The sequence below is a fragment of the Halomonas sp. TG39a genome (assembly GCF_000744395.1).
Classification (GTDB): domain Bacteria; phylum Pseudomonadota; class Gammaproteobacteria; order Pseudomonadales; family Halomonadaceae; genus Vreelandella; species Vreelandella ventosae_B.
This window is the reverse complement of sequence record NZ_JQLV01000001.1, coordinates 3,442,377-3,465,372: the sequence shown is the minus strand read 5'-3', so window position 1 is coordinate 3,465,372 and position 22,996 is coordinate 3,442,377. Positions and strand designations below refer to the sequence as shown.

20 protein-coding genes are annotated in these 22,996 nt (G+C 54.5%); 17 read left to right on the top strand and 3 right to left on the bottom strand.

Annotation, left to right across the window (positions count from 1 at the left end):
- Positions 1–160: 160 nt before the first annotated feature.
- Positions 161–1,396 carry a thiolase family protein gene (locus U738_RS15535; RefSeq protein WP_035582150.1) on the bottom strand — a complete coding sequence of 412 codons (1,236 nt, stop codon included), beginning with the start codon at positions 1,394–1,396 and terminating at the stop codon, positions 161–163.
- Between the two features lie 94 nt (positions 1,397–1,490).
- The gene (locus U738_RS15530; protein ID WP_231896779.1) at positions 1,491–3,302 is read right to left on the bottom strand and encodes a feruloyl-CoA synthase; all 1,812 of its coding nucleotides are present in this window, start codon (positions 3,300–3,302) and stop codon (positions 1,491–1,493) included.
- Between the two features lie 143 nt (positions 3,303–3,445).
- On the opposite strand from U738_RS15530, the gene U738_RS15525 reads away from it, so the two are divergent.
- The 12 genes from U738_RS15525 (at position 3,446) to U738_RS15470 (ending at position 15,197) form a co-directional block, all read left to right on the top strand.
- Entirely contained in the window at positions 3,446–3,949 is a 504-nt protein-coding gene (locus U738_RS15525) for a MarR family winged helix-turn-helix transcriptional regulator (RefSeq protein ID WP_035582148.1), read from the top strand.
- A 153-nt stretch (positions 3,950–4,102) separates the two neighbouring features.
- A complete protein-coding gene (locus U738_RS15520) occupies positions 4,103–4,714 on the top strand; it encodes a TRAP transporter small permease (protein ID WP_081899117.1) in 612 nt (203 codons plus the stop codon).
- A complete protein-coding gene (locus tag U738_RS15515; RefSeq protein ID WP_035582146.1) occupies positions 4,714–6,033 on the top strand; it encodes a TRAP transporter large permease in 1,320 nt (439 codons plus the stop codon). Before U738_RS15520 ends, U738_RS15515 begins: the two co-directional genes overlap by 1 nt.
- 15 nt (positions 6,034–6,048) lie before the next feature.
- A complete protein-coding gene (locus tag U738_RS15510; RefSeq protein ID WP_035582143.1) occupies positions 6,049–6,525 on the top strand; it encodes a DUF3237 domain-containing protein in 477 nt (158 codons plus the stop codon).
- Positions 6,526–6,591: 66 nt separating this feature from the next.
- A complete protein-coding gene (locus U738_RS15505) occupies positions 6,592–7,659 on the top strand; it encodes a TRAP transporter substrate-binding protein (protein ID WP_035582140.1) in 1,068 nt (355 codons plus the stop codon).
- Between the two features lie 54 nt (positions 7,660–7,713).
- A complete protein-coding gene (locus U738_RS15500) occupies positions 7,714–8,544 on the top strand; it encodes a p-hydroxycinnamoyl CoA hydratase/lyase (protein ID WP_035582137.1) in 831 nt (276 codons plus the stop codon).
- Between the two features lie 46 nt (positions 8,545–8,590).
- Positions 8,591–10,039 carry an aldehyde dehydrogenase gene (locus tag U738_RS15495; RefSeq protein WP_172821646.1) on the top strand — a complete coding sequence of 483 codons (1,449 nt, stop codon included), beginning with the start codon at positions 8,591–8,593 and terminating at the stop codon, positions 10,037–10,039.
- A gap of 55 nt (positions 10,040–10,094) precedes the next feature.
- A complete protein-coding gene (locus U738_RS15490; protein WP_035582134.1) occupies positions 10,095–11,141 on the top strand; it encodes a TRAP transporter substrate-binding protein in 1,047 nt (348 codons plus the stop codon).
- Positions 11,142–11,485: 344 nt separating this feature from the next.
- Entirely contained in the window at positions 11,486–12,511 is a 1,026-nt protein-coding gene (locus U738_RS15485; RefSeq protein ID WP_035582132.1) for a TRAP transporter substrate-binding protein, read from the top strand.
- 12 nt (positions 12,512–12,523) lie between these two features.
- Entirely contained in the window at positions 12,524–13,051 is a 528-nt protein-coding gene (locus U738_RS15480; protein WP_035582130.1) for a TRAP transporter small permease, read from the top strand.
- Positions 13,041–14,330, top strand: coding sequence for a TRAP transporter large permease (locus U738_RS15475; protein WP_035582129.1), 1,290 nt, complete (start codon positions 13,041–13,043; stop codon positions 14,328–14,330). The genes U738_RS15480 and U738_RS15475 overlap by 11 nt, the downstream gene beginning before the upstream one ends.
- 426 nt (positions 14,331–14,756) lie before the next feature.
- Positions 14,757–15,197, top strand: a complete 441-nt coding sequence (locus tag U738_RS15470) for a hypothetical protein (protein ID WP_035582128.1) — start codon at positions 14,757–14,759, stop codon at positions 15,195–15,197.
- Positions 15,198–15,353: 156 nt separating this feature from the next.
- Here the strand turns inward: U738_RS15470 and U738_RS15465 are convergent, their stop codons facing one another.
- The gene (locus U738_RS15465; RefSeq protein ID WP_035582127.1) at positions 15,354–16,256 is read right to left on the bottom strand and encodes a helix-turn-helix domain-containing protein; all 903 of its coding nucleotides are present in this window, start codon (positions 16,254–16,256) and stop codon (positions 15,354–15,356) included.
- A gap of 146 nt (positions 16,257–16,402) precedes the next feature.
- Here U738_RS15465 and pobA point away from each other — a divergent pair, with 146 nt between their 5' ends.
- From pobA to U738_RS15440, 5 genes are all read left to right on the top strand, one after another.
- Positions 16,403–17,587, top strand: coding sequence for a 4-hydroxybenzoate 3-monooxygenase (pobA, locus tag U738_RS15460; RefSeq protein WP_035582118.1), 1,185 nt, complete (start codon positions 16,403–16,405; stop codon positions 17,585–17,587).
- A 403-nt stretch (positions 17,588–17,990) separates the two neighbouring features.
- Positions 17,991–19,970 carry a methyl-accepting chemotaxis protein gene (locus U738_RS15455; protein ID WP_327050258.1) on the top strand — a complete coding sequence of 660 codons (1,980 nt, stop codon included), beginning with the start codon at positions 17,991–17,993 and terminating at the stop codon, positions 19,968–19,970.
- Between the two features lie 127 nt (positions 19,971–20,097).
- Positions 20,098–21,135 carry a TRAP transporter substrate-binding protein gene (locus U738_RS15450; RefSeq protein WP_035582112.1) on the top strand — a complete coding sequence of 346 codons (1,038 nt, stop codon included), beginning with the start codon at positions 20,098–20,100 and terminating at the stop codon, positions 21,133–21,135.
- 61 nt (positions 21,136–21,196) lie between these two features.
- Positions 21,197–21,673: a TRAP transporter small permease gene (locus U738_RS15445; protein WP_035582110.1), complete on the top strand. Its 477-nt coding sequence runs from the start codon at positions 21,197–21,199 to the stop codon at positions 21,671–21,673.
- Entirely contained in the window at positions 21,670–22,959 is a 1,290-nt protein-coding gene (locus U738_RS15440; protein WP_035582108.1) for a TRAP transporter large permease, read from the top strand. Before U738_RS15445 ends, U738_RS15440 begins: the two co-directional genes overlap by 4 nt.
- Positions 22,960–22,996 lie beyond the last annotated feature (37 nt).

Below are 22,996 nucleotides of genomic sequence, written 5' to 3'. Positions count from 1 at the left end.
GTTCTACGTTTTGCAGTGATGTGGATGTGTAAGTGATTTACCGCTGTTTCGATCACGTTTTAGGCTGGCGCTTTGCCAGCCTTTTTTGGGTCACGTATGGAAGAGAGTGCTTCCTCAGGCAGGCACAAAAGGGAGTAGATTAAAGACGTGAACGAGCGGTTTATTCGGCTGAGTGCTCAAGCAGAATGGCCATGCCTTGACCGCCGCCAATGCAAGCTGCTGCTATGCCATAGCGCAAGCCATCTCGCTTGAGTTGTCGGGCCAAGGACATTGCTAGCCGCAAACCCGTTGCGGCCAATGGGTGGCCAATGGCGATAGCTCCGCCATGAACGTTGAGCTTGGTTAGGTCGAGATCCAGCTCACGGGCGACTGCGAGCACCTGTGCACCCTGAGCCTCGTTGATTTCGAGGCGGTCGATATCATTGAGAGTGAGGCCGCTGCATTCTAGCAGTAGCCGAATGGCGGGGGCGGGCCCGATACCCATGATTTCGGGCGCTACGCCAACCACGGCCGTGGCGCAGAGGCGCGCCAGAGATGACTTGGCTGCGTGCGAACCTGCCATCACCAGCGCTGCTGCTGCGCCGTCGACAACGGCGGCGCTGTTACCTGCCGTTTGAAGGCCCCCATCGTATACCGGCGATAATTGACTCAACACCTGCCGAGGCGAAGGCCGAATATGGGTATCCTGGTCTACGCGGATGATTTTACGCGGTAGCTGAATGCGCCTATCGCTATAGCCGGCGAGGGAGAAGGTTTCGTTTCCAACCGCAATGATATCCGCAGAGAGGACACCTTGCGATTGGGCTTCGACCGCTAGGGAGAAGCTGCGCTCGGCGTAGGCATCTACCTGCTCGCGAGTGATGACGTAGCGCTGCGCTAAGGTTTCGGCGGTCTGAATCATCGATACATTGGGTGCCGGATCCATTAGCGCCTCCCATAGGAAGTCTTTGAAGGCCACCGGTGCGCCAAGCCTGAATCCGCCGCGATGCGTGTAGGCTGCAATCGGGTTGCGGGTCATGGATTCCGTGCCGACACACAGCACGCACCTGGCTTGTCCGAGCGCAATCTGTTCCGCGGCTTGTTTCAACAGTTCAAAGCCGGTGCCGCAGACGCGCTGCGCGTGCAGGGCAGGAACCTCCTGGGGGACGCCCGCATACAACCCAATATGACGAGGAAGTAAATAGGCATCGAAACTCGCTTGGGCCACGGATCCAGCGATCACTGAATCAACGTCTGTCGGTGCCACACCGCTCACGTTGAGCACTTCCTTGGCGACCTTGATGCCCAGGTCAGTGGGCGAGATCGCCCCCAGCGCACCGTTCAGGTCGGTGAACGGTGTGCGTACAGCGGCAACTAAATGGGTATCCTCAAATGCCGTGTAGTGCCCGCGTGTCATAGTTATTCTCCCAGAATAGCGTAGCGAGCGGCATAGGGCCGCCCATGCGCTCCAGTGGTAATGGCTGCTGTCTTGATGTTAAAAAGTCCCGCTATTAAGACGCTGAGTTAGTCGAGGGTAGGATGATGCGTGGATCGTGGGGTGGCTCAGCATAGAGACAAGCCACGAGATCCGAGTAGCGCTCGCGAACTAGGCGCTGATTCACCGAGCCCTTATCGGTCAGTTCGCCACGATCAACGGAAAGTGGTTGATCGAGCAGTAATAGGTGCTCTAAACGCATGGAGCTTGACTGGCCGCGGCAGTGGGTCGCCAGGCGTTGGGCGAACCACTGATGCAGGCTGGCGTCTGTGGCCAGAGCGTCAAGGGTGGGCTTCGCTTTGCCAAACTGATGTTCACAGGCAGGCAGGTTCAACACGACGATGCCCGTCAGGTAGTCGCGCCCTTCGCCGACTACCACGATGTCCTGTACCAGCGGGGCGAAGTGTTCCACAAGTTGCAGGCGCAGGGTGCCCACATTGACCCAGGTGCCGGTCACCAGCTTGAAGTTCTCGCTTAGTCGGCCATCAAAGATTAGCCCACGCTCGGGGTGGTCGGGGTCAATTAGGCGCATAGCATCCCCGGTGCGGTAGTAGCCTTCGTGGTCAAACGCCTCACTGGTTCGCTGTGTGTCGCGCCAGTAGCCTGGTGTGATATTGAGGCCCTTAAGGCGCGCCTCCCATTTATCGTCCGTCGCCACTAGCTTCAGCGTCATGCCTGGCACGGGCTTCCCGATCAGTCCCGGTGTATCGCTGGGTTCTTCGGTGCAAAATGCCAGGCATGCTTCGGTGGAGCCCAGGCCCGTTAACATGGGAACGGGGGTGCCGCGAGTCTGTTCGCCTAACGCTTCCAGAGCAGCGCGTACATGGGCGGGTAGCACGGCACCACCGAAGTGCAGCATTTCCAGATCGCGGAAAAAGGCCTCGCGCAGGGAGTCATCGTTGCGCAAATGCTCGACCAGCGCCTCGAACCCCTTGGGGACATTGCAGTAAAACGTGGGCGACACTTCGCGTAGGTTCTCGATGGTTCGCTGCACCCCTTGAGCGGTGGGGTTGCCATCATCAATATATAAAGCGCCCCCGTTGTGGATCGCCATCCCCAAAATGGTATTGCCACCGAAGGTGTGGTGCCAGGGTAGCCAGTCGACTAACACCGGGGTGTGCTGCTCTAGAAAGCTTAGCCGTTTCGCTAGCATGGCTTGATTGCTACACAGCATGCGGTGGGTATTGATCACTGCCTTGGGCAGCCCTGTCGACCCTGAGGTAAAGAGTAGTTTGGCGATAGTGTCAGGCGTTACGCGGGCGTGGGCACTCTCCACATCGGCAGTCGCTGGCGCCGCGGCGAGTGAATCAAAGGCCAGGGCTCGCTGCGCGGGTATCTTGGCTACACAGGTAACGCCATCATCGCAAACGGCCGTCAGTGCCCGGATAAAGCGCGCCTCCTCATCGACAAATAGCATCCCTGGGGTCACCAGTTCCACCACATGCTGCAGCTTAACGAAATCTTCCGACAGCAGGGCGTAAGAGGGCGACACCGGCACGTAAGGAATACCCACATGCATGGCGGCACAGGCAAGGAGAGCATGTTCGATGCTATTTCCCGACAGCACCATCAGCGGTCGCTCCGTCGACAGACCATGATCAATCAGTGCTTGTGCCAGGCGGATCACTTGTGGCATTGCTTCGCCGAAGGTTAGCGTTCGCCACCTGTGTCGGCCCTCTTCTCGCTCAGCTAAAAAGGGGCTCAGTGGTGTTTCGCTTGCCCAATGGGTTAGGCGCTGGGTCATGCTGCTGGGATAACTGGGAACATCGCCCCCGTGTAGCCGGTACTCATGGAAGGTGGTGTTAGTCAGCGGAGGGGGGAGTGACATGAATAGCTCCATAGCGAAAAATCTTGGATTTGTTGTGTGCTGTCATCTTGGCGAATATAGTTATAGTTGTTAACTAGATGATTGGCTAGGATGCTGATTTAAGACCATAGTTGTAATTATTTAAATGAGATAGGAATTAACGCATGGCCATATCTAAAAAGGGTACGTCTATTCAGCAAGTTGAGCCTGACGAAAAAGAGCCGACTTCTGTCGCCGGTCTGGTGCTTGAAAATCGCCTTGGTTACGCCTTGAGAAGGGCTCAGCTTGCTGTTTTTAAACATTTTAATGAGGCCATGCAGGAGCATGAGATACGCCCTGCCCAGTTCTCTTCGCTCGTGGTGATTGAAGGCTATCCTGGCATCACTCAAACCAATTTAGCCAAGGTGCTGGACATTGATCCGCCCAGAATCGTTAGCTTAATTAATAATCTAGAGGAAAGAGGGCTGGCTTTGCGGGTGCGCTGTAAGCGAGATAAGCGCTCCCACGGGATTTTTCTTAGCAAAAAAGGCGAAGCCTTAACCGAACAGCTAAAGGAGCTGGCTGAGCAGAGCGATATCAATGCAACTCAAGCACTTAGTGAGATTGAACGGCGTCAGCTGCTATCTCTGTTAGTGAAAATATACGCAGCGGACACCATCGAGGAATAAAACTTTAGGCGTATTTTTGTCGGCAACGCTTGCATGCTCTCTCAAAGACAATTACTTATATTAAGTAACTAGTTTGGTTGTGACGGTCTCGCGGTGTATAGCGCAAGGTAGGTTTCAGCCATACAGCGAACTCCAAAAACAAGAGACGAAACGATGAGCAGCTTAGCGACGGTACCGACAATCGGCACTGCATTGATGCGCCGTAGCCTTGAGATACCCTGTAGGGTTGCCGCGATAAGCGGCGGATTATTGATCACAGCACTCGCTATCATCACCGTCGTTAGCATTCTTGGCCGGTGGGTAGCCAGTGCACCAGTGTTAAGCGATACAACCATGCTGGCGTGGGTGGGCCCCATCACTGGCGATTATGAGCTGGTGGAAATGGGGACTGCCATTGCCGTTTTTCTGTTTTTACCTTACTGCCATCTTCGCGGTGGGCATGTCACGGTGGATTTACTGGTCATGCACGCGCCGGCCATGGTTCAACGCCTGCTCGCCGTTGTCGCCGAAACGCTCTTTTTGGTAGTCGCAGGGTTAATGACCTGGCGCCTCTATCACGGCTTGCTCGATAAACGACGCTATATGGAAACCAGCATGCTGCTGGATATACCGCTCTGGTGGGGGTATGTCGGCGGCCTGGTGGGTTTCGCGCTGTTGACGCTTGTCTGCTTGTATCGCACCTGCGATGCGTTTACTTACAACCCGCAACAGCCCGATTCGACTCAAGCTCAAGTTAAAGAAAATTCCGCCCAAGGAGACCTGTGATGACACCTCTCACTTTGGGCGCTAGCGGCTTTGTGGTGCTGCTGTTCATGATGGCGACGCGTATTCCTATCGGCCTGGCCATGCTGGTGGTGGGTGCCGTAGGGATGATGCTGATCACCGGCCCGATGGGCATTTTAAATGGCTTAAAGTCACTTCCTTACGAGCACTTTTCCAGCCATACGCTATCCATCATTCCGCTGTTCCTGCTTATGGGGCAGTTCGCGGCGAGAGCGGGGCTCTCCCGAGCCATGTTCCAGGCGGCCAACGATTGGCTGGGCCACCGTCGTGGTGGGCTGGCGATGTCCACGATTGGCGCCTGTGGTGCGTTTGGGGCCATTTGTGGTTCTTCGCTGGCGACCGCCGCGACCATGACCCAGGTAGCGCTGCCCGAGATGGAACGCCAGGGCTACCGCGGCAGCCTGGCGACCGGTGCCTTGGCAGCTGGCGGCACCCTGGGTATTTTGATTCCCCCCTCTGTGGTGCTGGTTATCTACGCCATCCTGGCCGAACAGAACATTAACGAAATGTTTGCCGCCGCCCTGGTGCCGGGGTTGTTAGCGGTGTTCAGTTATATGCTGGCCATCTCGCTTTACGTGCGATTTTTTCCTGACAGTGCGCCGAGTAAGGCAAAAGCATCTCGCGGTGAGCGCTGGCGTTCGCTGCTGGAGGTGTGGCCAGGAGCGGCGATCTTTATCGTGGTGATTGGGGGCATCTATACCGGCATCTTTACGCCTACCGAAGCCGCCGCCGTCGGTGCGGCCTCCACCGGTGCCCTGGCAATAACGCGAGGCGGGCTGCGTTGGAACGGCCTGCGGGACTGCGTCCTTGAAACCGCTGTGACCTCGGCGATGATCTTCTTCATCGTGCTCGGCGCTAGTGTTTTCAATAGCTTCCTTGCTCTGACTCAGCTACCCCAGATTACCGCTGGTTGGATTGTGGGGCTTGAGATCAGTCCCTGGGTGGTTCTGGCGGGCATTCTGTTCTGTTATTTGGTGCTTGGCTGCTTTATGGACAGCCTCTCGATGATCCTGCTTACCGTGCCTATCTTTCTGCCCATCGTCACCGGGATGGACTTCGGCATGCCCGCCACCGATGTGGCGATATGGTTCGGCATCTTAGCGCTGGTGGTCGTCGAGGTCGGCATGATCACGCCGCCGGTAGGGCTGAACATTTTCATTATCCACTCCATGGCTCCCCGCATTCCCTTAACGGAAACCTTTAAAGGCATTCTGCCTTTTTTAGCGGCCGATCTTATTCGCATTATTTTGCTGGTGCTCTTCCCCGCCATCTCGCTTGGCTTCGTTTACTTAATCAATTGACCAAGGGAGTTGGACATGTCCCAAGACGCGACTCAACGAATGCCGACAGCAGCTTTTATCGCGCGCTTAACGGTTGACGTCGATGCCCCGCTGGAGCTGGGTGAAAACGCTCAAGGCAAGCGTCGCTTCATTGCCATCACCGGCGGCCAAGTGTGTGGTGAACGGTTGAAGGGCGTGGTACTGCCTGGCGGTGGCGATTGGCAGACCCTGCGTACCGATGGGGTGGCCGAACTGCATGCCCGCTACTTTCTAGAAACCGATAGTGGCGAGCGCATCGAAGTGGAGAACACCGGATTTCGGCATGGTTCGGCTGAGGTTATGCAGCGCCTTCAGCGCGGGGAGCCCGTTGCTCCTAATGAGTATTACTTTCACACCACGCCGCGCTTTTATACCTCCAGCCCGGACTACGCCTGGCTAACACGCACGATCTTTATCGGCGCTGCCGAGCGTACCCGTGAGAACGTTTTGATTGATTTATTCGCGGTGAATTAAGGCTCCGTGCTCAGTCGTTTAGCCATTGGCCACAGCAAACATAACAAACACAACGAGGTACTTTTTATGACACAGCAAGCAACCCCAAAGCTACGCCAGCGTTTACTCGCCCTTGCCATCTCCATACCTCTTGTCTTGGGCGTTGGGCAGGCCAGCGCCCAGGAGGCCGAGTATACGCTTAGGCTGCATCATTTCTTCCCATCTTCAGCGCCCGTTCACCAGGAGTATTTTATTCCCTGGAAAGAGGCCATTGAGGAGGAGTCCAACGGGCGCTTGGAGGTTGAGCTCTACCCCTCAATGCAGCTGGGCGGTACGCCCCCGTCGCTCTATGACCAAGCGAAAGATGGTCAGGTGGATATTATCTGGACGGTGCTGGGCTATAACGCTGGTCGCTTCCCTAGGGCAGAGGTCTTCGACTTGCCGTTTATACCCACCACCGGTGCGGCAACAAGCCAGGCCGCCCATGAGTATGCAATGACGTACATGCAGGATGAGTTAGCCGGTGTCTACCCCATCGCCGTCCATACCCATAGTCCTGGCGCACTGCACACCAAAGAGACACGTATTGAATCACTCGACGACATAGAGGGGCTCAAGATGCGTGGCCCTAGCCGGTTGGTGAATCGCTATCTAGCCAAGTTGGGTGCTGAGCCTATTGGTATGCCCGTTGCCCAGGCACTGGAGGCGTTATCACGGGGAGTGCTGGATGGAACGGTAATCCCTTTTGAAGCGATTACCGCCATGGGGTTAGCTGATATTACGACAGAACATACGGTCTTCAGCGGTGATCATGCGCTCTATACCACGATGATGATCGTCGCCATGAACCAGCGTAAATATGACGCGCTGCCCGCCGATCTACAAGCGATTATCGACGCTCACTCCGGCATCCAAGAGGCCCGCAAAATAGGTCAAATCATGGATGACGCTGACCAGGTGCAGATCCAGGCCATTCAGGATGGCGAACAGCCCGGCACGATTACCCAGCTGGATAGTGAAGAGACAGCCCGTTGGCAAGCCGTGGGTCAGGAAGTGGCTGATGAGTGGATCGCCGATGCCGAAGAGAAAGGGCTCGATGGTGAAGCGCTATATAACGACGCCCGACAGTTAATCGACAAGTTCACCGCCGAGTAGGCGTTTAAACATTAACGTTTGAATAAGCCGTTTGATAAACCCAAGGAGCAAGAGATGAGTAACTACCAAGATCGCTGGCAAACCGTAAAAGTTAACGTCGAAGAGGGCGTTGCCTGGGTGACGTTGAATCGCCCTGAAAAGCGCAACGCCATGAGCCCAACGCTTAACCGTGAAATGATCGATGTGCTGGAGACTATTGAGCTGGATCAAGAGGCTCATGTACTAGTGTTGACCGGCGAAGGCGAATCCTTTTCGGCCGGTATGGATCTCAAAGAGTACTTCCGCGAGATCGATGCCAGCCCCGAGATTGTGCAGGTCAAGGTGCGCCGCGACGCCTCTACCTGGCAGTGGAAGCTACTGCGCCACTACGCCAAGCCCACCATCGCCATGGTCAATGGCTGGTGCTTTGGCGGGGCTTTCTCGCCGCTGGTGGCCTGTGATTTGGCGATTGCCGCCGATGAGTCGGTTTTCGGTCTCTCCGAAATCAACTGGGGTATCCCTCCCGGCAACCTGGTGAGTAAAGCCATGGCCGATACCGTGGGCCACCGGGAAGCGCTCTACTACATCATGACCGGGGAAACATTTACCGGCCCCCAGGCAGCCAAAATGGGGCTGGTTAATAAAAGTGTACCGCTGACCGAGCTACGCGAAGCCACCCGCGAGTTGGCCGCTACGCTGCGTGACAAGAACCCCGTTGTGCTGCGTGCTGCCAAGATCGGCTTCAAAATGTGCCGCGAACTGACCTGGGAGCAGAACGAAGAGTACCTCTACGCCAAGCTCGATCAGGCGCAGCAGCTTGATCCTGAGCAGGGTCGCGCCCAAGGGCTTAAACAGTTCCTCGATGAAAAGAGCATCAAGCCGGGGTTGGAGAGCTACCAGCGGTAAGGGCTTTATACCAATATTCGACCACCCTTTTGAGGAGAGTCAGATCATGGATCTTAATCTTTTAATTGGTAGTGAGCAGTGTGCTGCTCACCAAGGCGCGACCTTTACTCGAACTAACCCTCTCACCGGTGATGTTGTCACCCAGGCCGCGGCGGCATCCGCTGGCGATGCGGTTCGGGCGGTTGAGGCGGCTGCACAGGCATTCCCTGCCTGGTCAGCGACGGGCCCCGGCGAAAAGCGCGCCAAGCTGCTCAAGGCGGCAGAGATTATGGAGGCGCGGCAAGCCGACTTTATCGAACGCATGGTAGATGAAACCGGCGCTACGCCAGGCTGGGCAGGCTTTAACGTCATGGTCGCTGCCAGCATTCTGCGCGAGGCGGCGTCGTTGACTACGCAGGTAGGCGGCGAAGTAATTCCCTCTAACGTGCCCGGCAGTTTAGCGATGGGTGTGCGGGTTCCCTGCGGCGTGGTGGTGGGGATAGCTCCCTGGAACGCGCCGATTATTCTGGGCACGCGTGCCATTGCGACGCCGCTGGCGTGTGGTAATACGGTGATTCTTAAGGCCTCTGAACAGTGTCCCGCGACGCATCACCTGATTGGGGAGGTACTGATTGAGGCGGGCCTGGGCGATGGCATCGTTAACGTGGTGACCAATGCGCCCCCGCAGGCCGCCGAGGTCGTCGAGGCCTTGATTGAGCACCAAGCCGTGCGCCGTATTAATTTCACTGGCTCGACTCCGGTGGGGCGCATTATTGCCGAAAAAGCGGCGCGCCATCTTAAGCCGGTTTTGCTGGAACTTGGCGGCAAGGCGCCGTTCGTGGTGCTTGAAGATGCCGACCTGGATGCTGCCGTAGAGGCCGCTGCCTTTGGCGCCTTCTTCAATCAGGGTCAGATCTGTATGTCCACCGAGCGACTGATTGTGGTGGATGCGGTCGCCGATGCCTTCGTCGAAAAACTGGCCCGCAAGGCGGAAACGCTGCGCGCGGGCGATCCACGTGGTGAAGGTAACGCGCTGGGTACGCTGATCAACCGCGAATCGGGCGAGAAGCTCAACACCCTGCTTGACGACGCTCAACAGCATGGCGCTCGCTTAGCCTGTGGCGGCAAGGCCGAAGGCGTCATTATGCAGCCTACCGTGGTGGATGGTGTTACTAAGGCGATGCGTTTGTATGGCGAAGAGTCGTTTGGCCCGGTAGTCGCGATGATGCGTGTTAAGGATGAAGAGGAAGCGCTGCGCGTGGCAAACGATAGCGAATATGGTCTTTCGGCCGCCGTCTTCAGCCGCGACACCGCCCGCGCAATGCAGTTTGCACAGCGCATTGAGTCGGGTATTTGCCACATTAACGCCCCCACTGTGCACGATGAGCCACAGATGCCCTTTGGCGGCGTTAAATCAAGCGGCTATGGACGCTTTGGCGGTAAGGCCGGGATTGAGGAATTCACCGACCTACGCTGGATGACCATGCAGCTTGGCCCGCGCCATTACCCTATTTAGATAAGCGCCTGACACTATTTCTTTTAATAAGGCTATAAGTAAGGAGGTTACTACAATGACAATAAAACCCACACTCGCCAGCCTCACGTTGTTAACTGGCATGCTCCTCAGCAGTAGTGGCTACGCCCAGGACACGGTGACCCTGCGTTTGCACCATTTTGCTGCCCCGGCCACGCCTGTGCAGACCGAGTATTTGGAACCTTGGGCTAAGCGTATTGAAGAGCAGTCCGAGGGGGCTATCAAGGTGGAAATATTCCCTGCCATGCAACTAGGGGGCTCAGCACCATCGCTCTATGATCAAGCCAAGGACGGGGTGGTGGATATTGCCTGGACCTTGCTCAGCTATACGCCTAATCGCTTCCCGGAATCCGAGGCATTCGATCAACCCTTCCTGCCCACAACGGGGGAAGCCACCAGCATGGCAGCCCATGAGTTTGCGACAACGCATATGCAAGACGCCTTCGAGGGTGTTTACCCCATCGCCGTATTCGCGCATACGCCGGGTAAAATCCATACCCGAGACGTGGCGATTGAGAGTGCTGATGAGCTGGATGGGCTGGCTATTCGTGCCCCTTCGAAAACCATGAATCGATATCTGGGGCTTCTGGGGGCGCAAGCGGTGGGTATGCCGATGCCGCAAATTCCAGAAGCAATTTCGCGCGGGGTAATCGATGGCCTGACATTGCCCTTTGAAAGCGCTGCGGCTTTGGGCGTGCTGGATGTTGCCCAGAACCACACCTTTTTCGAGGGCGATCATGGTTTATATACGGCAATGATGGTGCTGGCCTTAAACCAAGCTAGTTACGATGCGCTTTCACCAGAGCTGAAACAGGTAATCGACGATAATGCGGGGCTTCAAGAGGCGCAACGAATCGGCCAGGTCATGGATCAAGCGGAAGTAGCCGCGATTGAAGCTATTGAAGCGACGGGTGAGGGTGAAATGTTCTACATCGCTCAAGATTCACTGGCACCCTGGCAGGCAGCAGCTGAGACGGCCACGGCTCAGTGGATTGACGACATGGGTAACCGAGGCTTTGATGGTCAACTGCTTTATGACGATGCGACTCGATTGGTAGAGAAGTATACCGAGCAGACAAAGTAATCGTATTTTTCACTCTGAAGCCGCCTGGGTGTATTTGAAGGCGGCTTTTTTCTGGGTGCTTCAGACGGTCGTTGATTGCCCTATTGGTCGCCGATTCGACCATAGTGGCGAGTGAATATTGGAAAAGTCCAATTTTTTAATGCCATTGTACCTTTTTGAGAATGCCTTCTAGCCTGCAATACTGGAGACTCTAAGCATGGGGTTAGAATGTCGCGTTGCTATGCTTAAACATAGACGAATGTCGATTAGCTCTACGCCTGATAGTGGACTAATGTGGTGACTTAGAGCGAACTAGTATTCGCTATACGAACTTATAATAATCCAAGAAAGTCCTGGAGACTCCTATGAAAATGTCCCTATCCCGGTGCGTGTTGGCAGCTGCTATTGCAGGCCTTGCCGTTAGCTCGGCTCAGGCAGAGACCACCCTACGCATGGCCCACTTTTGGCCTGGCCCTTCAGGCGTTAATGAGGATGTTTTGCAGGCATGGGCCGACACTATTGCCGAAGAGTCCAATGGCGATTTAACCATTCAAATGTTTCCCGCGGGTACCTTAGCCAAACCAGATTCCATTTATGAGGCCGCCGCCAACGGTATTGCCGATATTGGCGCCACTGCGCAGGGGTATACGGCAGGCCGGTTCCCGCTCTCACAGATCGTTGAACTACCCGGGGTCGCGGGCACGGCAACGCAAGGTGCTTGCGTACTTCAGACGCTTTTTGATGATGGACATTTAGATAGCGAATACGAAGATACTCGCCCGCTATTTATGTTCACCACTGGGCCTGGCGGTATTCATACCATCGACACCGATGTGCAAACGCCTGCTGATCTCGAAGGGCTGCGCATTCGTCGTCCCACTGCGGTCGCGGGTGAAATGCTGGAAAATATGGGCGCAAGCCCCGTGGGTATGCCTGCGCCCGATATTTATACCTCCATGCAGCGCGGCGTTATTGATGGCCTGAGTTTCCCCTGGGAAGGCCTAAAAGGCTTCCGTATCAACGAACTCGTCAACTATCACACCGAAGTACCGTTCTACACGTTGATCTTTGTCGCCACCATGAATCAGCGTAGCTATGACAGCCTGTCCCCTGAACAGCAGGCGGTGATCGATAATAACTCCGGTATGAAATGGGCTGAAAACGCCGGTGCGGTGTTTGATCGGCTTGATGTGGAAGGTAAACAAGAGGCGGCCGACGCTGGCCATACCATTCGTGAAATTGCCAATCCGTTAGAGCATCCTGACTGGCAGGAGCCGCTGGAAACGGGCATTGAGAACTACCTAACGCAGTTGGAAGAGCGCGGTCTGGATCAGGCGCGCGACGTCTATCAGGCGGCGTTGGCGGCTAGCGAGTCTTGTGGCGCCCAATAGGGGTAATGTGTCATGCAGTCTACTTTTTACCGGGCCAGCCATTGGTTGGCCCTTGTTTGTCGCTTGGTGGCCGGGGTCGCTTTGATTGGCCTGCTGGCGGTTACCATTGCGGATGTCAGCACTCGCTATCTTTCCCGGGTAACGGAGGGCGCAATTGCTCTGCGCGTGTCAGGAAGCGTGGAATTGGTTAGCTATTTGATGCTGTTCGCGCTACTGGCGGCGATGGCGGCGAATGTCGAAAAAAGCCAAGTGGTGGTAGAGGCGTTCTCTCACGGCTTGCCGCAATCGATTAAGAACCGTTTACAGGGTCTCTTTTTCCTCGGTTTTACGGCGCTGGGGCTGATTCTATTTGTGGGCTTGCTGGATTCGGCCGCAGCGGCCAGTCGGCACGGCGAAATAACCCAAGATCTGCGACTGCCCATGGGGCCGATTTACCAGTTGGCAGCGGTGCTCAGTTTGCTATTGGGAATACGCAGCTTTATTCACGCCTTGTTAGGCGTTATTTATGCGGCGGGTGAGGAGGCGACTCATGGGGAGTGAAGTAATCGGTGCCATGGGGCTAGGGCTTTTATTGGTACTGATGATTCTGCGTGTACCGGTCGCCTTAACCATGCTCATTGTAGGGGTGGTGGGATTTGCTCAAATCATCAGTTGGGACGCGGCTGTAGCACAGTTAAAAACCGTTCCGGTCGAAGTGCTTTCCAATTACAGCTTCAGCGCCGTGCCCATGTTTATTTTAATGGGCGTACTGGCTGCCCACTCGGGGATGGCGGGTAAGCTATTTGATTCCACGCGTATTATTTGCGGGGGCTGGAAGGGCGGCCTGGCGATTGCCGCGGTGGGCTCATGCGGCATTTTCTCCGCGATCTCCGGTTCATCGCTGGCGACGGCGAGCACCATGACCCGCGTGGCGTTACCAGAGATGGAGCGTTACGGCTATAACCGTGGCTTAGCCACCGGCGCGCTGGCTGCTGGCGGCACACTGGGTATTATGATTCCGCCCAGTATCGCACTGCTTATCTACGCCATTCTTACCGAACAGTCCGTTGGCGATATGTTTATGGCGGGGCTGATTCCTGGCTTGCTAGGGTTGGTAATGTACTCTCTGACCATTACGGTAGTGATGTACCTACGCCCCTCCCTGGCGGTAGCGGGCGAACCTACTGCCTGGAAAGAGAAGCTGCTCTCGTTGACCGGCTTAGTGCCGTTCTTTGGCGTTTTTCTGGTGATGATTTTAGGTATCTATTTTGGTGCCTTTACACCCACAGAGGGGGCAAGTGTCGGGGCATTCGCCACCCTGATTTACGCCCTGGTAAAAGGCATGCGTGGTGCCCAGCTATGGCACAGCGTACAGGAGACGTTGGCGCTGTCTGCGGTAGTCTTCTTTATGCTGGTAGGGGCAGAAACGCTGGGGTATTTCATCTCGGTGTCGCGCATTTCGTTCTCTATCACTGACCTGCTTTACGGCATGGATCTCACTCCTATTGTCGTGGTGCTGTGCATTCTGGCGCTCTACTTTGTGCTGGGAATGTTTATGGACTCCATCGCCATGCTGGTAATCACCGTACCGGTGGTTTATCCGATTATTCAGGCGATGGGTATCGACCCGGTATGGTTCGGTATTTTGACCGTACTGACCGTTGAGCTGGGACTGATGACCCCGCCGGTGGGGATGAACGTGTTTGTGATTAAAGCGATGGCGCCGCATGTCGGGCTGGGGGAGATTTTTAAAGGGGTAACTCCCTTTGTGGTGTCTGACTTAATACGTCTGGCGCTGTTAATTCTCTTTCCGGTGCTCTCGACTTTTTTCCTGTTATAAGTAGATAAGATGTCGACATTACCAATGCTGATTGTTGGAGCGGCTAGCGCTGCCGTCTAGGCAGCGGTTCAGGCCTTTGCCGCATGGCCACTATGGCGCGCTAAATCGCTCAAAGCTGCTGAGTTGATGGACGCGCGTCAGTACGAATGCATCAGTCTGGACAGAGGTCGTAAGTTATATTTTAAATCAATATTTTTTGGATGTTGGTTCTAGAGGGCGTTTGTCTGAACAAGAAAGGAACTGTTAAGATTGATATTGGTGATATTTTTAACATGAGGAAAATGATTTAGGTGCAATCGCCTTATTAGTAACTTTCTAAGTTTAAGTAGAAGAAGACTTGAAAAAATGATGCATTCGATTAATTTTAATATTAGCAGTAATTATGTCGCGTATTAAAATATAAGTCGTTAAGTAAAGAGAATTTTTATGGTTTTGTTAAAGTTTTTTATGTTGGTTGTAGTTGTTCTTTCTATTAGCTTTTTCTTAGAGTTTGCAAGGGTTGAGTATGGGGTGCCAGTTACTTTAATGGATTTAATTTTTTTAGTGGCCATTTTTTTGATGTGCTTTTATATTTTAAGAAGTTTTTTTCCGAAAAGTGATAAAGAAAATTATGCTGTGGGGATATCGACAAAAAAACTGCTGAAATACCTATTTTTTTTCTCGTTTATAGCTATCCCATTCGGTTTTTGGAGTGTTTGGGGGGGTATTTGGGCAGGAAAAGTGGGGCCTTTCGATTATTTTTCTGGGGGAAGTAGGGGCGCTGTTCATGGTTATACTCTCATATCTTTGGGACTTTTGTTTTTAATAATGTGGGCGTGTGTTTTTTTTAAAATAATAAGAAAATTGCTCATCAAAAAAGGAGTATAAAAAATCATCACGTTTAATGTTTATAACACTCCATTCTTTGTTAATTCACAACTATTTTCTTATGTCTTTAGGATTTTGGCTTCAGTGTTGGTTATCTCTCATCGCTGCTATGATTGCTTTTGTTGTTTCCTATATATGCAGTAAAACAGTTTCCTCCTATGACTGAGCATGTTGGCGAACCCGAAACTCCCGCGGCGGAAACGTGGTATTACGCTTAAAAAAGCGCGTGAAGTAAGCCGGTTCAGAAAACCCTAAGCTGTCGGAGATCTGGCCAATGGTCATATTGGTATAGGTGAGCTGGCGCTTGGCTTCCAGCAGCAAACGTTCATGCAGCAATTGCAGGGCGCTGCGCCCGGCGAGCTGTCGGCAGAGCAGGTTCAAGTGCGCGCTACTCACCCCGATCTGCTCGGCTAACTGCTCAATACTCGGCTGTTCGCGGTAGTGCGTCTCGATCAGCGCTTGATAGTGTTCTAAATGCTGCCGCCCTTTGTCGCTTTGGTGGGGGCCATAGCGTTTTGCCATGCTGCCTGTATAAGCATAAAGACGTGATAGCTCTACCACCAAGGCTTGGATAAGCGCTTCGAGCAGGCTGTTGCGTCCGGGGGCGGGTTGGCGGTACTCCTGGTCGATCTGAGCCACCAGCGTGGCAATTCGTTCAGCCTGATTTGCCTGGGATAGAGAGTAGAAGTCGGCTTTTTTTAGCGTACTGCTCTCACCCATTAGTGCATGTAAGTGGTCGGCCAGCGGCTTGGCCAGAGTAATAATGTGTCCTTCCACATCCGGTGAAAAGAGAAAGCCGTGAATAGCCATTGCGGGCACAACGATAGCGCTAGCGCTTTGCAGCCGGTGGCTTGTTCCCTCCAGCTCTAACTCAACGCTACCGTGAGAAATAAACAGAATATGCACGAGGTCGGCATGGCGGTGCGGCCGGATACGCCAGTCGTGCAGACGACTGCGCTCGGGGATGGACTCACAGTGGAGCAAGTCGGGCGTGGGCCAGTGCTGTGTCTCGCCATAGAGCTTAAATACCGGAACGGAGGTTGCCGACGAGGCTGTCATCACCTATATCTCCTCTACGACTAAGGTTGGGTAATAAAACGCTAAATGTCCAATAATTGATCTAGATCATGCCTTATTATGCGGCGTGTTTCATTGAAAAATACAAGTCATAAGTTTTAGATAATGACAATGATGAGGCATCCCCTATGAAGACACAGGTCGCGATTATTGGCGCAGGGCCTTCAGGCCTATTGCTGGGGCAGCTACTCCATCGCCAAGGCATTGATAATGTGATTGTTGAGCGGCGTAGCGGTGAGTATGTATTGAGTCGTATCCGCGCCGGTGTGCTTGAGCAAGGCATGGTGGATTTGCTGCGCGAAGCGGGTGTTGACCAGCGCATGGATGAAGAGGGCCTACCCCATGACGGTTTTGAGCTTGTTTTCGACAACCGTCGTGTGCGGGTCGCACTGGATGAGCTGACCGGTGGCAGCAAAGTGATGGTATACGGCCAAACCGAGGTGACGCGGGATCTGATGGAGGCCCGCGCTGCCGCTGGCGCGACAACGCTCTACGAGGCAGAAAACGTTCAGCCCCACGACCTGGATAGTGACCACCCCTATCTAACCTTTGAGCACATCGGCGAAACGGTCAGGCTGGAGTGTGACTACATCGCTGGGTGCGATGGCTATCATGGTGTCTCCCGCCAATCGATCCCTCAAGAGCGCATTAAAGAGTTTGAAAAGGTTTACCCGTTTGGCTGGTTGGGGGTGCTCTCGGACACGCCCCCGGTCTCTGATGAGTTGATTTACGCAAGCCACGAGCGTGGTTTCAGTCTGTGTAGCATGCGCTCCGCCACCCGCAGCCGTTACTACCTTCAAGTACCCTTGGATGAAAAGGTAGAAGATTGGTCGGACGAGCGTTTTTGGGAAGAGCTCAAACGCCGCCTGCCAGACGAGGTGGCCGCCAAGCTTGTCACCGGGCCTTCCATCGAGAAGAGCATCGCACCGCTGCGCAGCTATGTGGTCGAACCAATGCAGTACGGGCGGCTGTTCCTGGTCGGCGATGCGGCGCATATTGTACCGCCCACCGGTGCCAAAGGGCTTAACCTGGCCGCCAGCGATGTGAACACGCTCTATCGGCTAATGGTGAAGGTTTACCAAGAAGGCCGCACGGATTTGATCGAGCGCTATTCGCAAACGTGCCTGAAGCGTATCTGGAAGGCGGAGCGCTTCTCCTGGTGGATGACCTCCATGCTGCACAATTTCTCTGATGAGGAAGATTTCAACAGCCGCATGCAGTTGGCCGAGCTGGACTACGTAACCAGCTCAAAAGCGGGGCTGACGACCATTGCGGAAAACTATGTGGGTTTGCCCTACGAACCGTTGGAATAGCCTCTACCCTTTGTCCATTTATCCTCCTTGCCCAGGCTGACGCTTGGGCTTTTTTTATTGTTTGCCATGCCTGAGCAGGCTCTCGTGAAGTTCTGTCAGGGAGTAAGTGGGTAGATCCAAATGCAGATTGGGTATTTTTATTTGAAATTTCATGTGATATTGATAGTAGATGGTCGCTTGTGTCATACCGGTTGAGCGGAAACCGCCGCTTTATCTCTGTGTTTTACCGCAACCATGCTGTTGGACAAATAAAAATTAAACCCCTGCTCAGGTTGATAATATGAAATTCAAATCCCTCCGTACATTTGTCACGTTGCTGGCTGGCATCTCAACAATATTGGCGGTGTTTTCTTTGTCTGCCTACTTCGTAATGGCAAATACAAGGTCGCAGGAAGCCACTCAGGTGGGAGCACAGCACATACTGCTGGACGAGACTGAAGGCCGTTTACATGCCATTGCGTCCTATCAAGCCGAGAGCATACAGGTTCAATTTACTCAGGCACTTGAGATGGCCAAGGGGTTGGCAGCTGTCAATTCCATGCAGGGTGACGTGGCTTATAAAGGTGGGCCCACTCTTGATTTTAATCGCCAGGAGATAATCGGTGCCATTCGAAAGTACCTGGAAGTCAATCAGGATGTTTCTGTCGCTTATGTTGCCTGGGAGCCTAATGCCTTCGATCAGGATGACGTTTACTCGGGCAGTGGCCTGCCGGGACATAGCCCGCAGGGGCGCTTCATGCCCCTGTGGTATCGAGGAGAGAACGGAGATCTCGACATCATGGCTCAGGAAGCAGCCATCATGGAGAGCGAGGTTATTCAGCCCAATGGGGTGCGCGAGGGCGAGTATTACCTCTGCCCACGAGAAACGTTGAGGCCATGTATTACAGACCCTGACGTTTATCAGGTGGGGGAGGAGGAAGTGATGTTGACTTCTTTCGTCGCCCCGATCGTTGTCGACGGCGGGTTTCGCGGTATTGCCGGCGTTGATCTGACGGTAGATTTTATCCAGTCCATGCTTTTGGAGGAAAATAGAGAACTCTATGAGGGATCGGGAGACATGGCCTTGGTGGCGCCGAGAGGGGGGCTGGTAGCGTATACGCATGAGGGAGCCACGCTGGGGGTGCCTTTTAATGAGGCTTTTGATGCCACCTTGCAGCAGCGCATACAGCAGGCTCAAGGAGGCCAGCCTATGTATATCCATGATGCCGAGCGGGGCGTAATCGAATTGTACTGGCCGTTCACTATTGGAGGGGGCGGCGACAACACTTGGGTGCTGATGATCCGACAGCCTGAAGATGCGGTGCTTGCTGGTATGCATGGACTGCAGCGGCAAACAGAGGAACAGCTTGATAGAGACATTCTAGGCATGACGCTGATCGGGCTTTTCATTGCAGGCCTGGGGTTATTGGCAGCATGGTTGGTGGGGGAGAGTATTGCTCGTCCGTTGCGTCGGTTGGCTGAGCGCATGCATGACATCGCTGTCGGCAATGGCGACTTGACCCGCCGCCTGCCCGCCAATGGCCGCGATGAAAGTGCCAGGTTGGCGATCCAGTTCAATGCCTTTGTAGATAAAATAAACGATGTACTGCTCGATGTGCGTGACAGCAGCGACTCAGTGCGTGCCGCGGCGAGTGAAATTGCCGTGGGAAGTCAGGATCTGTCGGCCCGAACTGAGGTGGCGGCTTCCCACCTGCAGGAGACGTCGGCTTCCATGGAGCAGCTGACCCATTCCGTTGAGCATACCGCTGCAGCGTCTCGGCAGGCAGAGGAGCTCTCCCACTCTGCTTCGCAAGTCGCCTCCCAGGGCGGTAACGTGGTGTCGCAAGCTGTGCGAACCATGAATGACATTGATAGCGCGTCGCAGCGGATTGCAGAGATCGTCTCAGTGATGGATAGCATTGCCTTTCAAACCAACCTACTGGCGCTCAACGCCTCGGTTGAGGCGGCTAGCGCTGGAGAGCATGGTCGAGGCTTCGCGGTAGTCGCAGACGAAGTGCGTCAATTGGCTGGTCGCAGCGCCGCCGCTGCTCGGCAGATTAAGGAACTGATTGAGGATGCCAACGCCAAGACCCAGGCGGGTTCAGAGCTCGTGCGCGCAGCCGGTGCTACCATGAGCGAAATCGTTGCCAGTGTATCGAGGGTCTCCGATGTGCTTGGCGAAATTAGTGCGGCAACCAGCGAGCAGAGCCAGGGTATCGGTCAAGTCAATCAAGCAGTGGCTGGGCTCGACCAAATGACCCAGCAGAACGCCGCACTGGTCGAAGAGTCCGCAACGGCGGCTGATAGGCTCGAGAGTCAGTCACTGCGTCTGGCTGAGACGGTAGGTTCGTTCGTGTTGCTCGAACGGCAGCAGCGATTGGTGACGCTGGATCCTGTGCAGTAAGCCATCTCTCGCGGTGAGTTCTCATTGTGACTAATGAGGCTGTTGCATTGCTTGAATTTTCATGTGATATTGAATGTATTAGGTGATGAGAAGCACCTAACAACAACGATAAAGAGAGACAAGACCCATGACGACGAAGAAAAAAGTGTCAAGCATTCGGCGCTTGGCGGGTGCCATTGGGCTAGCAGGCATGCTGATTAGTCCGCTCGTATCTGCCAGCGATATCACCCTTAGTTATGCGTTCATTTCGCCTGCCAGCACCTTCCCAGGTGTGCAGATGGAGCGTTGGGCGGAAGAGCTCCATCGCCGCACTGATGGACGAGTGACCGTCAACACCTTCCCCGGCGGTACGCTTCTGACGGCAAACAATATGTATGACGGCGTGCTGAGCGGCGTTGCGGATATCGGACTCTCGATCACTTCCTATGAGCCGGGCCGTTTCCCGCTGCTCAATCTGGCCGGTAGCCTGACTGGGATGGACGTCAATTCGACCGTCGCAAGCCAGTCACTCTATGACTTGATTCAAGAGTTTCCCCCCGAGCAACTGGGCCTTGAGAATTTTAAGGTCATCACCGCGTTTACTTCTGAGCCCGGTTATTTACAGACCAAGCAGCCAGTTACTTCACTGGAAGAACTGGAAGGCCAGGAGATTCGTGTGCCTGGTGACAGTACCGAGGTGATGGCAGCGCTGGGCGGGGTGCCTATAGCGCTCTCCCAGGCGGATACGGGCGAGGCACTGCAGGCGGGAGTCGTTGATGGCTACGTGAGTTCCCGGGAAGTGCTGATGGATCTGGGCTATGCGCGCACCGTTAAGTCCATCACTGACTATCCATTGACCAATGCGGTGCTGGTGGCGGTTATGAATCGTCAGCGCTGGGAGTCGCTGCCCGAAGACGTTCAGCAGATTATCGATGAGTTGGGTGCTGAAATGGCCTTTTTCGCCGGTGACTATCTCGATTCTCACGTTGAGGAGTCTATGAAGTGGGCGCATGAGCAAGAGGGGGTGGAGGTCGTAGCGCTGAGCGACGAGGAAGCAGCGCGTTGGACCGAACGCCTGATGCCGCTTAATGAGGGGCGTCTGGCCCGCGCTGCCGAGCTAGGTCTTCCCGCCTACGAGTTTAATGAACGAATGCATGAGCTTTTCGAGCATTACCAACAGCCGTAATAGCTGTTGGTAATTAGGGAATTGGGTCGGGCAGGTATTCGGCATTAAAGAGAGAGCATCCATGAATAGATTCACACTCCTAATCAGTCGGCTGTTGCTTGTACTCGCTGGTATGAGTTTGCTGGCGATGATGTTCTTGGTGGTGTCCAACATCATTATGCGCCAGGTGGCGTCTTCGTTCGGTGGAACTACCGAGGTGGTAGGTTGGCTGACGGCGGTGATGGTGTCATCTTCTTTGGCCTATGCCCAGTTGTCCAAGGCGCACATTGAGTTAGATATGCTGGTAGCTCGCCTGCCTCAGAGGCTCCAGCGTCTCATTCAACTGCTGGTCGCGGTGGCGAGCCTGCTTTTCTTTACCATGGTGGCTTTCAAGCTTTGGGAGTATGGCACTTTTGCCATGCAGCGAGGCACGCTATCGCAATCCCTTCGCCTGACCATTTATCCAATTATCTATCTGGTCGCCTTCGACTTCTCCGCATTCTGCCTCGTGTTGTTGATGGATGTGCGGGATTGCTTGACGCAGGGGAGAGAGACATGAGCTTCACACTGGTGGCCATGATTGGCGTATTGGCGCTCTTTCTGCTGATTATCCTGAAGGTGCCGATCAGTTTTGCCATGTTCATTGTCGGCTTCTTTGGGATGCTGCATATCACCAGCCCCATGGCGGCCTATAACATCATCAGCTCTGGTATTTGGGAGCAGCTCTCCTCCTACTCTTTGAGTGTCATACCGCTGTTCGTCTTTATGGGCGAGCTGCTATTCCGATCTGGGATTACCGAGAAGCTGTTTGCGGCTGCCTATGCCTGGACGGGGCACCGCCGGGGCTCCATGGCCACGACAACGATATTAAGCAGTGCTGGTTTCGCCGCCGTTTGCGGCTCCAATACGGCGACAGCCGCCACGGTAGGGACTATTGCTCTACCGGAAATGAAGAAATTCGGTTATCACAAGGCGCTGAGTGCTGGCAGTGTGGCGGCTGGGGGCACCCTAGGGGTCATCATTCCACCCAGCGCGGTACTGATCGTGATCGCTTTGCAGGCCGAGCTCGCCATCCGTGATCTCTTTATCGCCAGCATCCTGCCCGGCTTGATCCTGATGACGCTGTTCGTGCTGACCATTGCCTACCTTTGCTGGCGAAACCCGGCCATGGCGCCAGCTGGCGAACGCTCCTCCTGGGGAGTGCGCCTGGCCTCTCTCAAAGGGGTGGTGGAGATATTCGTCCTCTTTATCCTGGTGCTGGGCGGCCTGTTCGCCGGTTGGTTCACCTCTACCGAGGCGGCGGCGGTTGGTTGTGTTGGGGCCATCACCCTTATCGCTCTGCGTAGAAAGCTATCATGGGAGATGCTTCGGGAATCATTAAGCAACACTCTTAGAACGTCCGCGATGATTCTGATGCTGGTGGCGGGCGCGGTGGTATTTGGCCGCTTCCTGACAGTGACACGACTGCCTTACATAGTCGGCGAGTGGGCCGCTGCGCTGCCCTTACCTGCGGTGCTGGTCATGGCTTGCGTGCTGCTTATCTATGTCATCGGCGGGGCGCTGATGGATGCCATGGGCTTTTTAATTATCTCGATCCCCATTTTCTTTCCGGTAGCGCTGGTGCTGGGCTATGACCCGATCTGGTTCGGTATCATGGTCTGCATCGTTACCAGCATGGGAGCGATCACGCCGCCGGTGGGGGTTAACGCTTTCATCGTCAAGAGCCTCGACCCTGAGCTTAGTTTTGGCGATATCTTTCTTGGCGTAGGCTACTTCATGACGCCTTACTTATTGTGTATCGCGTTGCTACTGCTAGTGCCCGACATCGTGCTATTCGTCCTTTAGTTTGAAGAAAATCTAAGTAATAAAGCACCATCAAATA

Bases quoted from the DNA above. Each gene is read 5' to 3' on its own strand.
- U738_RS15450 (WP_035582112.1), top strand. From the start codon at position 20,098: ATGACGACGAAGAAAAAAGTGTCAAGCATTCGGCGCTTGGCGGGTGCC.
- pobA (WP_035582118.1), top strand. From the start codon at position 16,403: ATGAAGACACAGGTCGCGATTATTGGCGCAGGGCCTTCAGGCCTATTG.
- U738_RS15445 (WP_035582110.1), top strand. From the start codon at position 21,197: ATGAATAGATTCACACTCCTAATCAGTCGGCTGTTGCTTGTACTCGCT.
- U738_RS15495 (WP_172821646.1), top strand. From the start codon at position 8,591: ATGGATCTTAATCTTTTAATTGGTAGTGAGCAGTGTGCTGCTCACCAA.
- U738_RS15480 (WP_035582130.1), top strand. From the start codon at position 12,524: ATGCAGTCTACTTTTTACCGGGCCAGCCATTGGTTGGCCCTTGTTTGT.
- U738_RS15535 (WP_035582150.1), bottom strand. From the start codon at position 1,396: ATGACACGCGGGCACTACACGGCATTTGAGGATACCCATTTAGTTGCC.
- U738_RS15525 (WP_035582148.1), top strand. From the start codon at position 3,446: ATGGCCATATCTAAAAAGGGTACGTCTATTCAGCAAGTTGAGCCTGAC.
- U738_RS15440 (WP_035582108.1), top strand. From the start codon at position 21,670: ATGAGCTTCACACTGGTGGCCATGATTGGCGTATTGGCGCTCTTTCTG.
- U738_RS15470 (WP_035582128.1), top strand. From the start codon at position 14,757: ATGGTTTTGTTAAAGTTTTTTATGTTGGTTGTAGTTGTTCTTTCTATT.
- U738_RS15475 (WP_035582129.1), top strand. From the start codon at position 13,041: ATGGGGAGTGAAGTAATCGGTGCCATGGGGCTAGGGCTTTTATTGGTA.
- U738_RS15530 (WP_231896779.1), bottom strand. From the start codon at position 3,302: ATGTCACTCCCCCCTCCGCTGACTAACACCACCTTCCATGAGTACCGG.
- U738_RS15520 (WP_081899117.1), top strand. From the start codon at position 4,103: ATGAGCAGCTTAGCGACGGTACCGACAATCGGCACTGCATTGATGCGC.
- U738_RS15490 (WP_035582134.1), top strand. From the start codon at position 10,095: ATGACAATAAAACCCACACTCGCCAGCCTCACGTTGTTAACTGGCATG.
- U738_RS15505 (WP_035582140.1), top strand. From the start codon at position 6,592: ATGACACAGCAAGCAACCCCAAAGCTACGCCAGCGTTTACTCGCCCTT.
- U738_RS15465 (WP_035582127.1), bottom strand. From the start codon at position 16,256: ATGACAGCCTCGTCGGCAACCTCCGTTCCGGTATTTAAGCTCTATGGC.
- U738_RS15510 (WP_035582143.1), top strand. From the start codon at position 6,049: ATGTCCCAAGACGCGACTCAACGAATGCCGACAGCAGCTTTTATCGCG.
- U738_RS15515 (WP_035582146.1), top strand. From the start codon at position 4,714: ATGACACCTCTCACTTTGGGCGCTAGCGGCTTTGTGGTGCTGCTGTTC.
- U738_RS15500 (WP_035582137.1), top strand. From the start codon at position 7,714: ATGAGTAACTACCAAGATCGCTGGCAAACCGTAAAAGTTAACGTCGAA.
- U738_RS15485 (WP_035582132.1), top strand. From the start codon at position 11,486: ATGAAAATGTCCCTATCCCGGTGCGTGTTGGCAGCTGCTATTGCAGGC.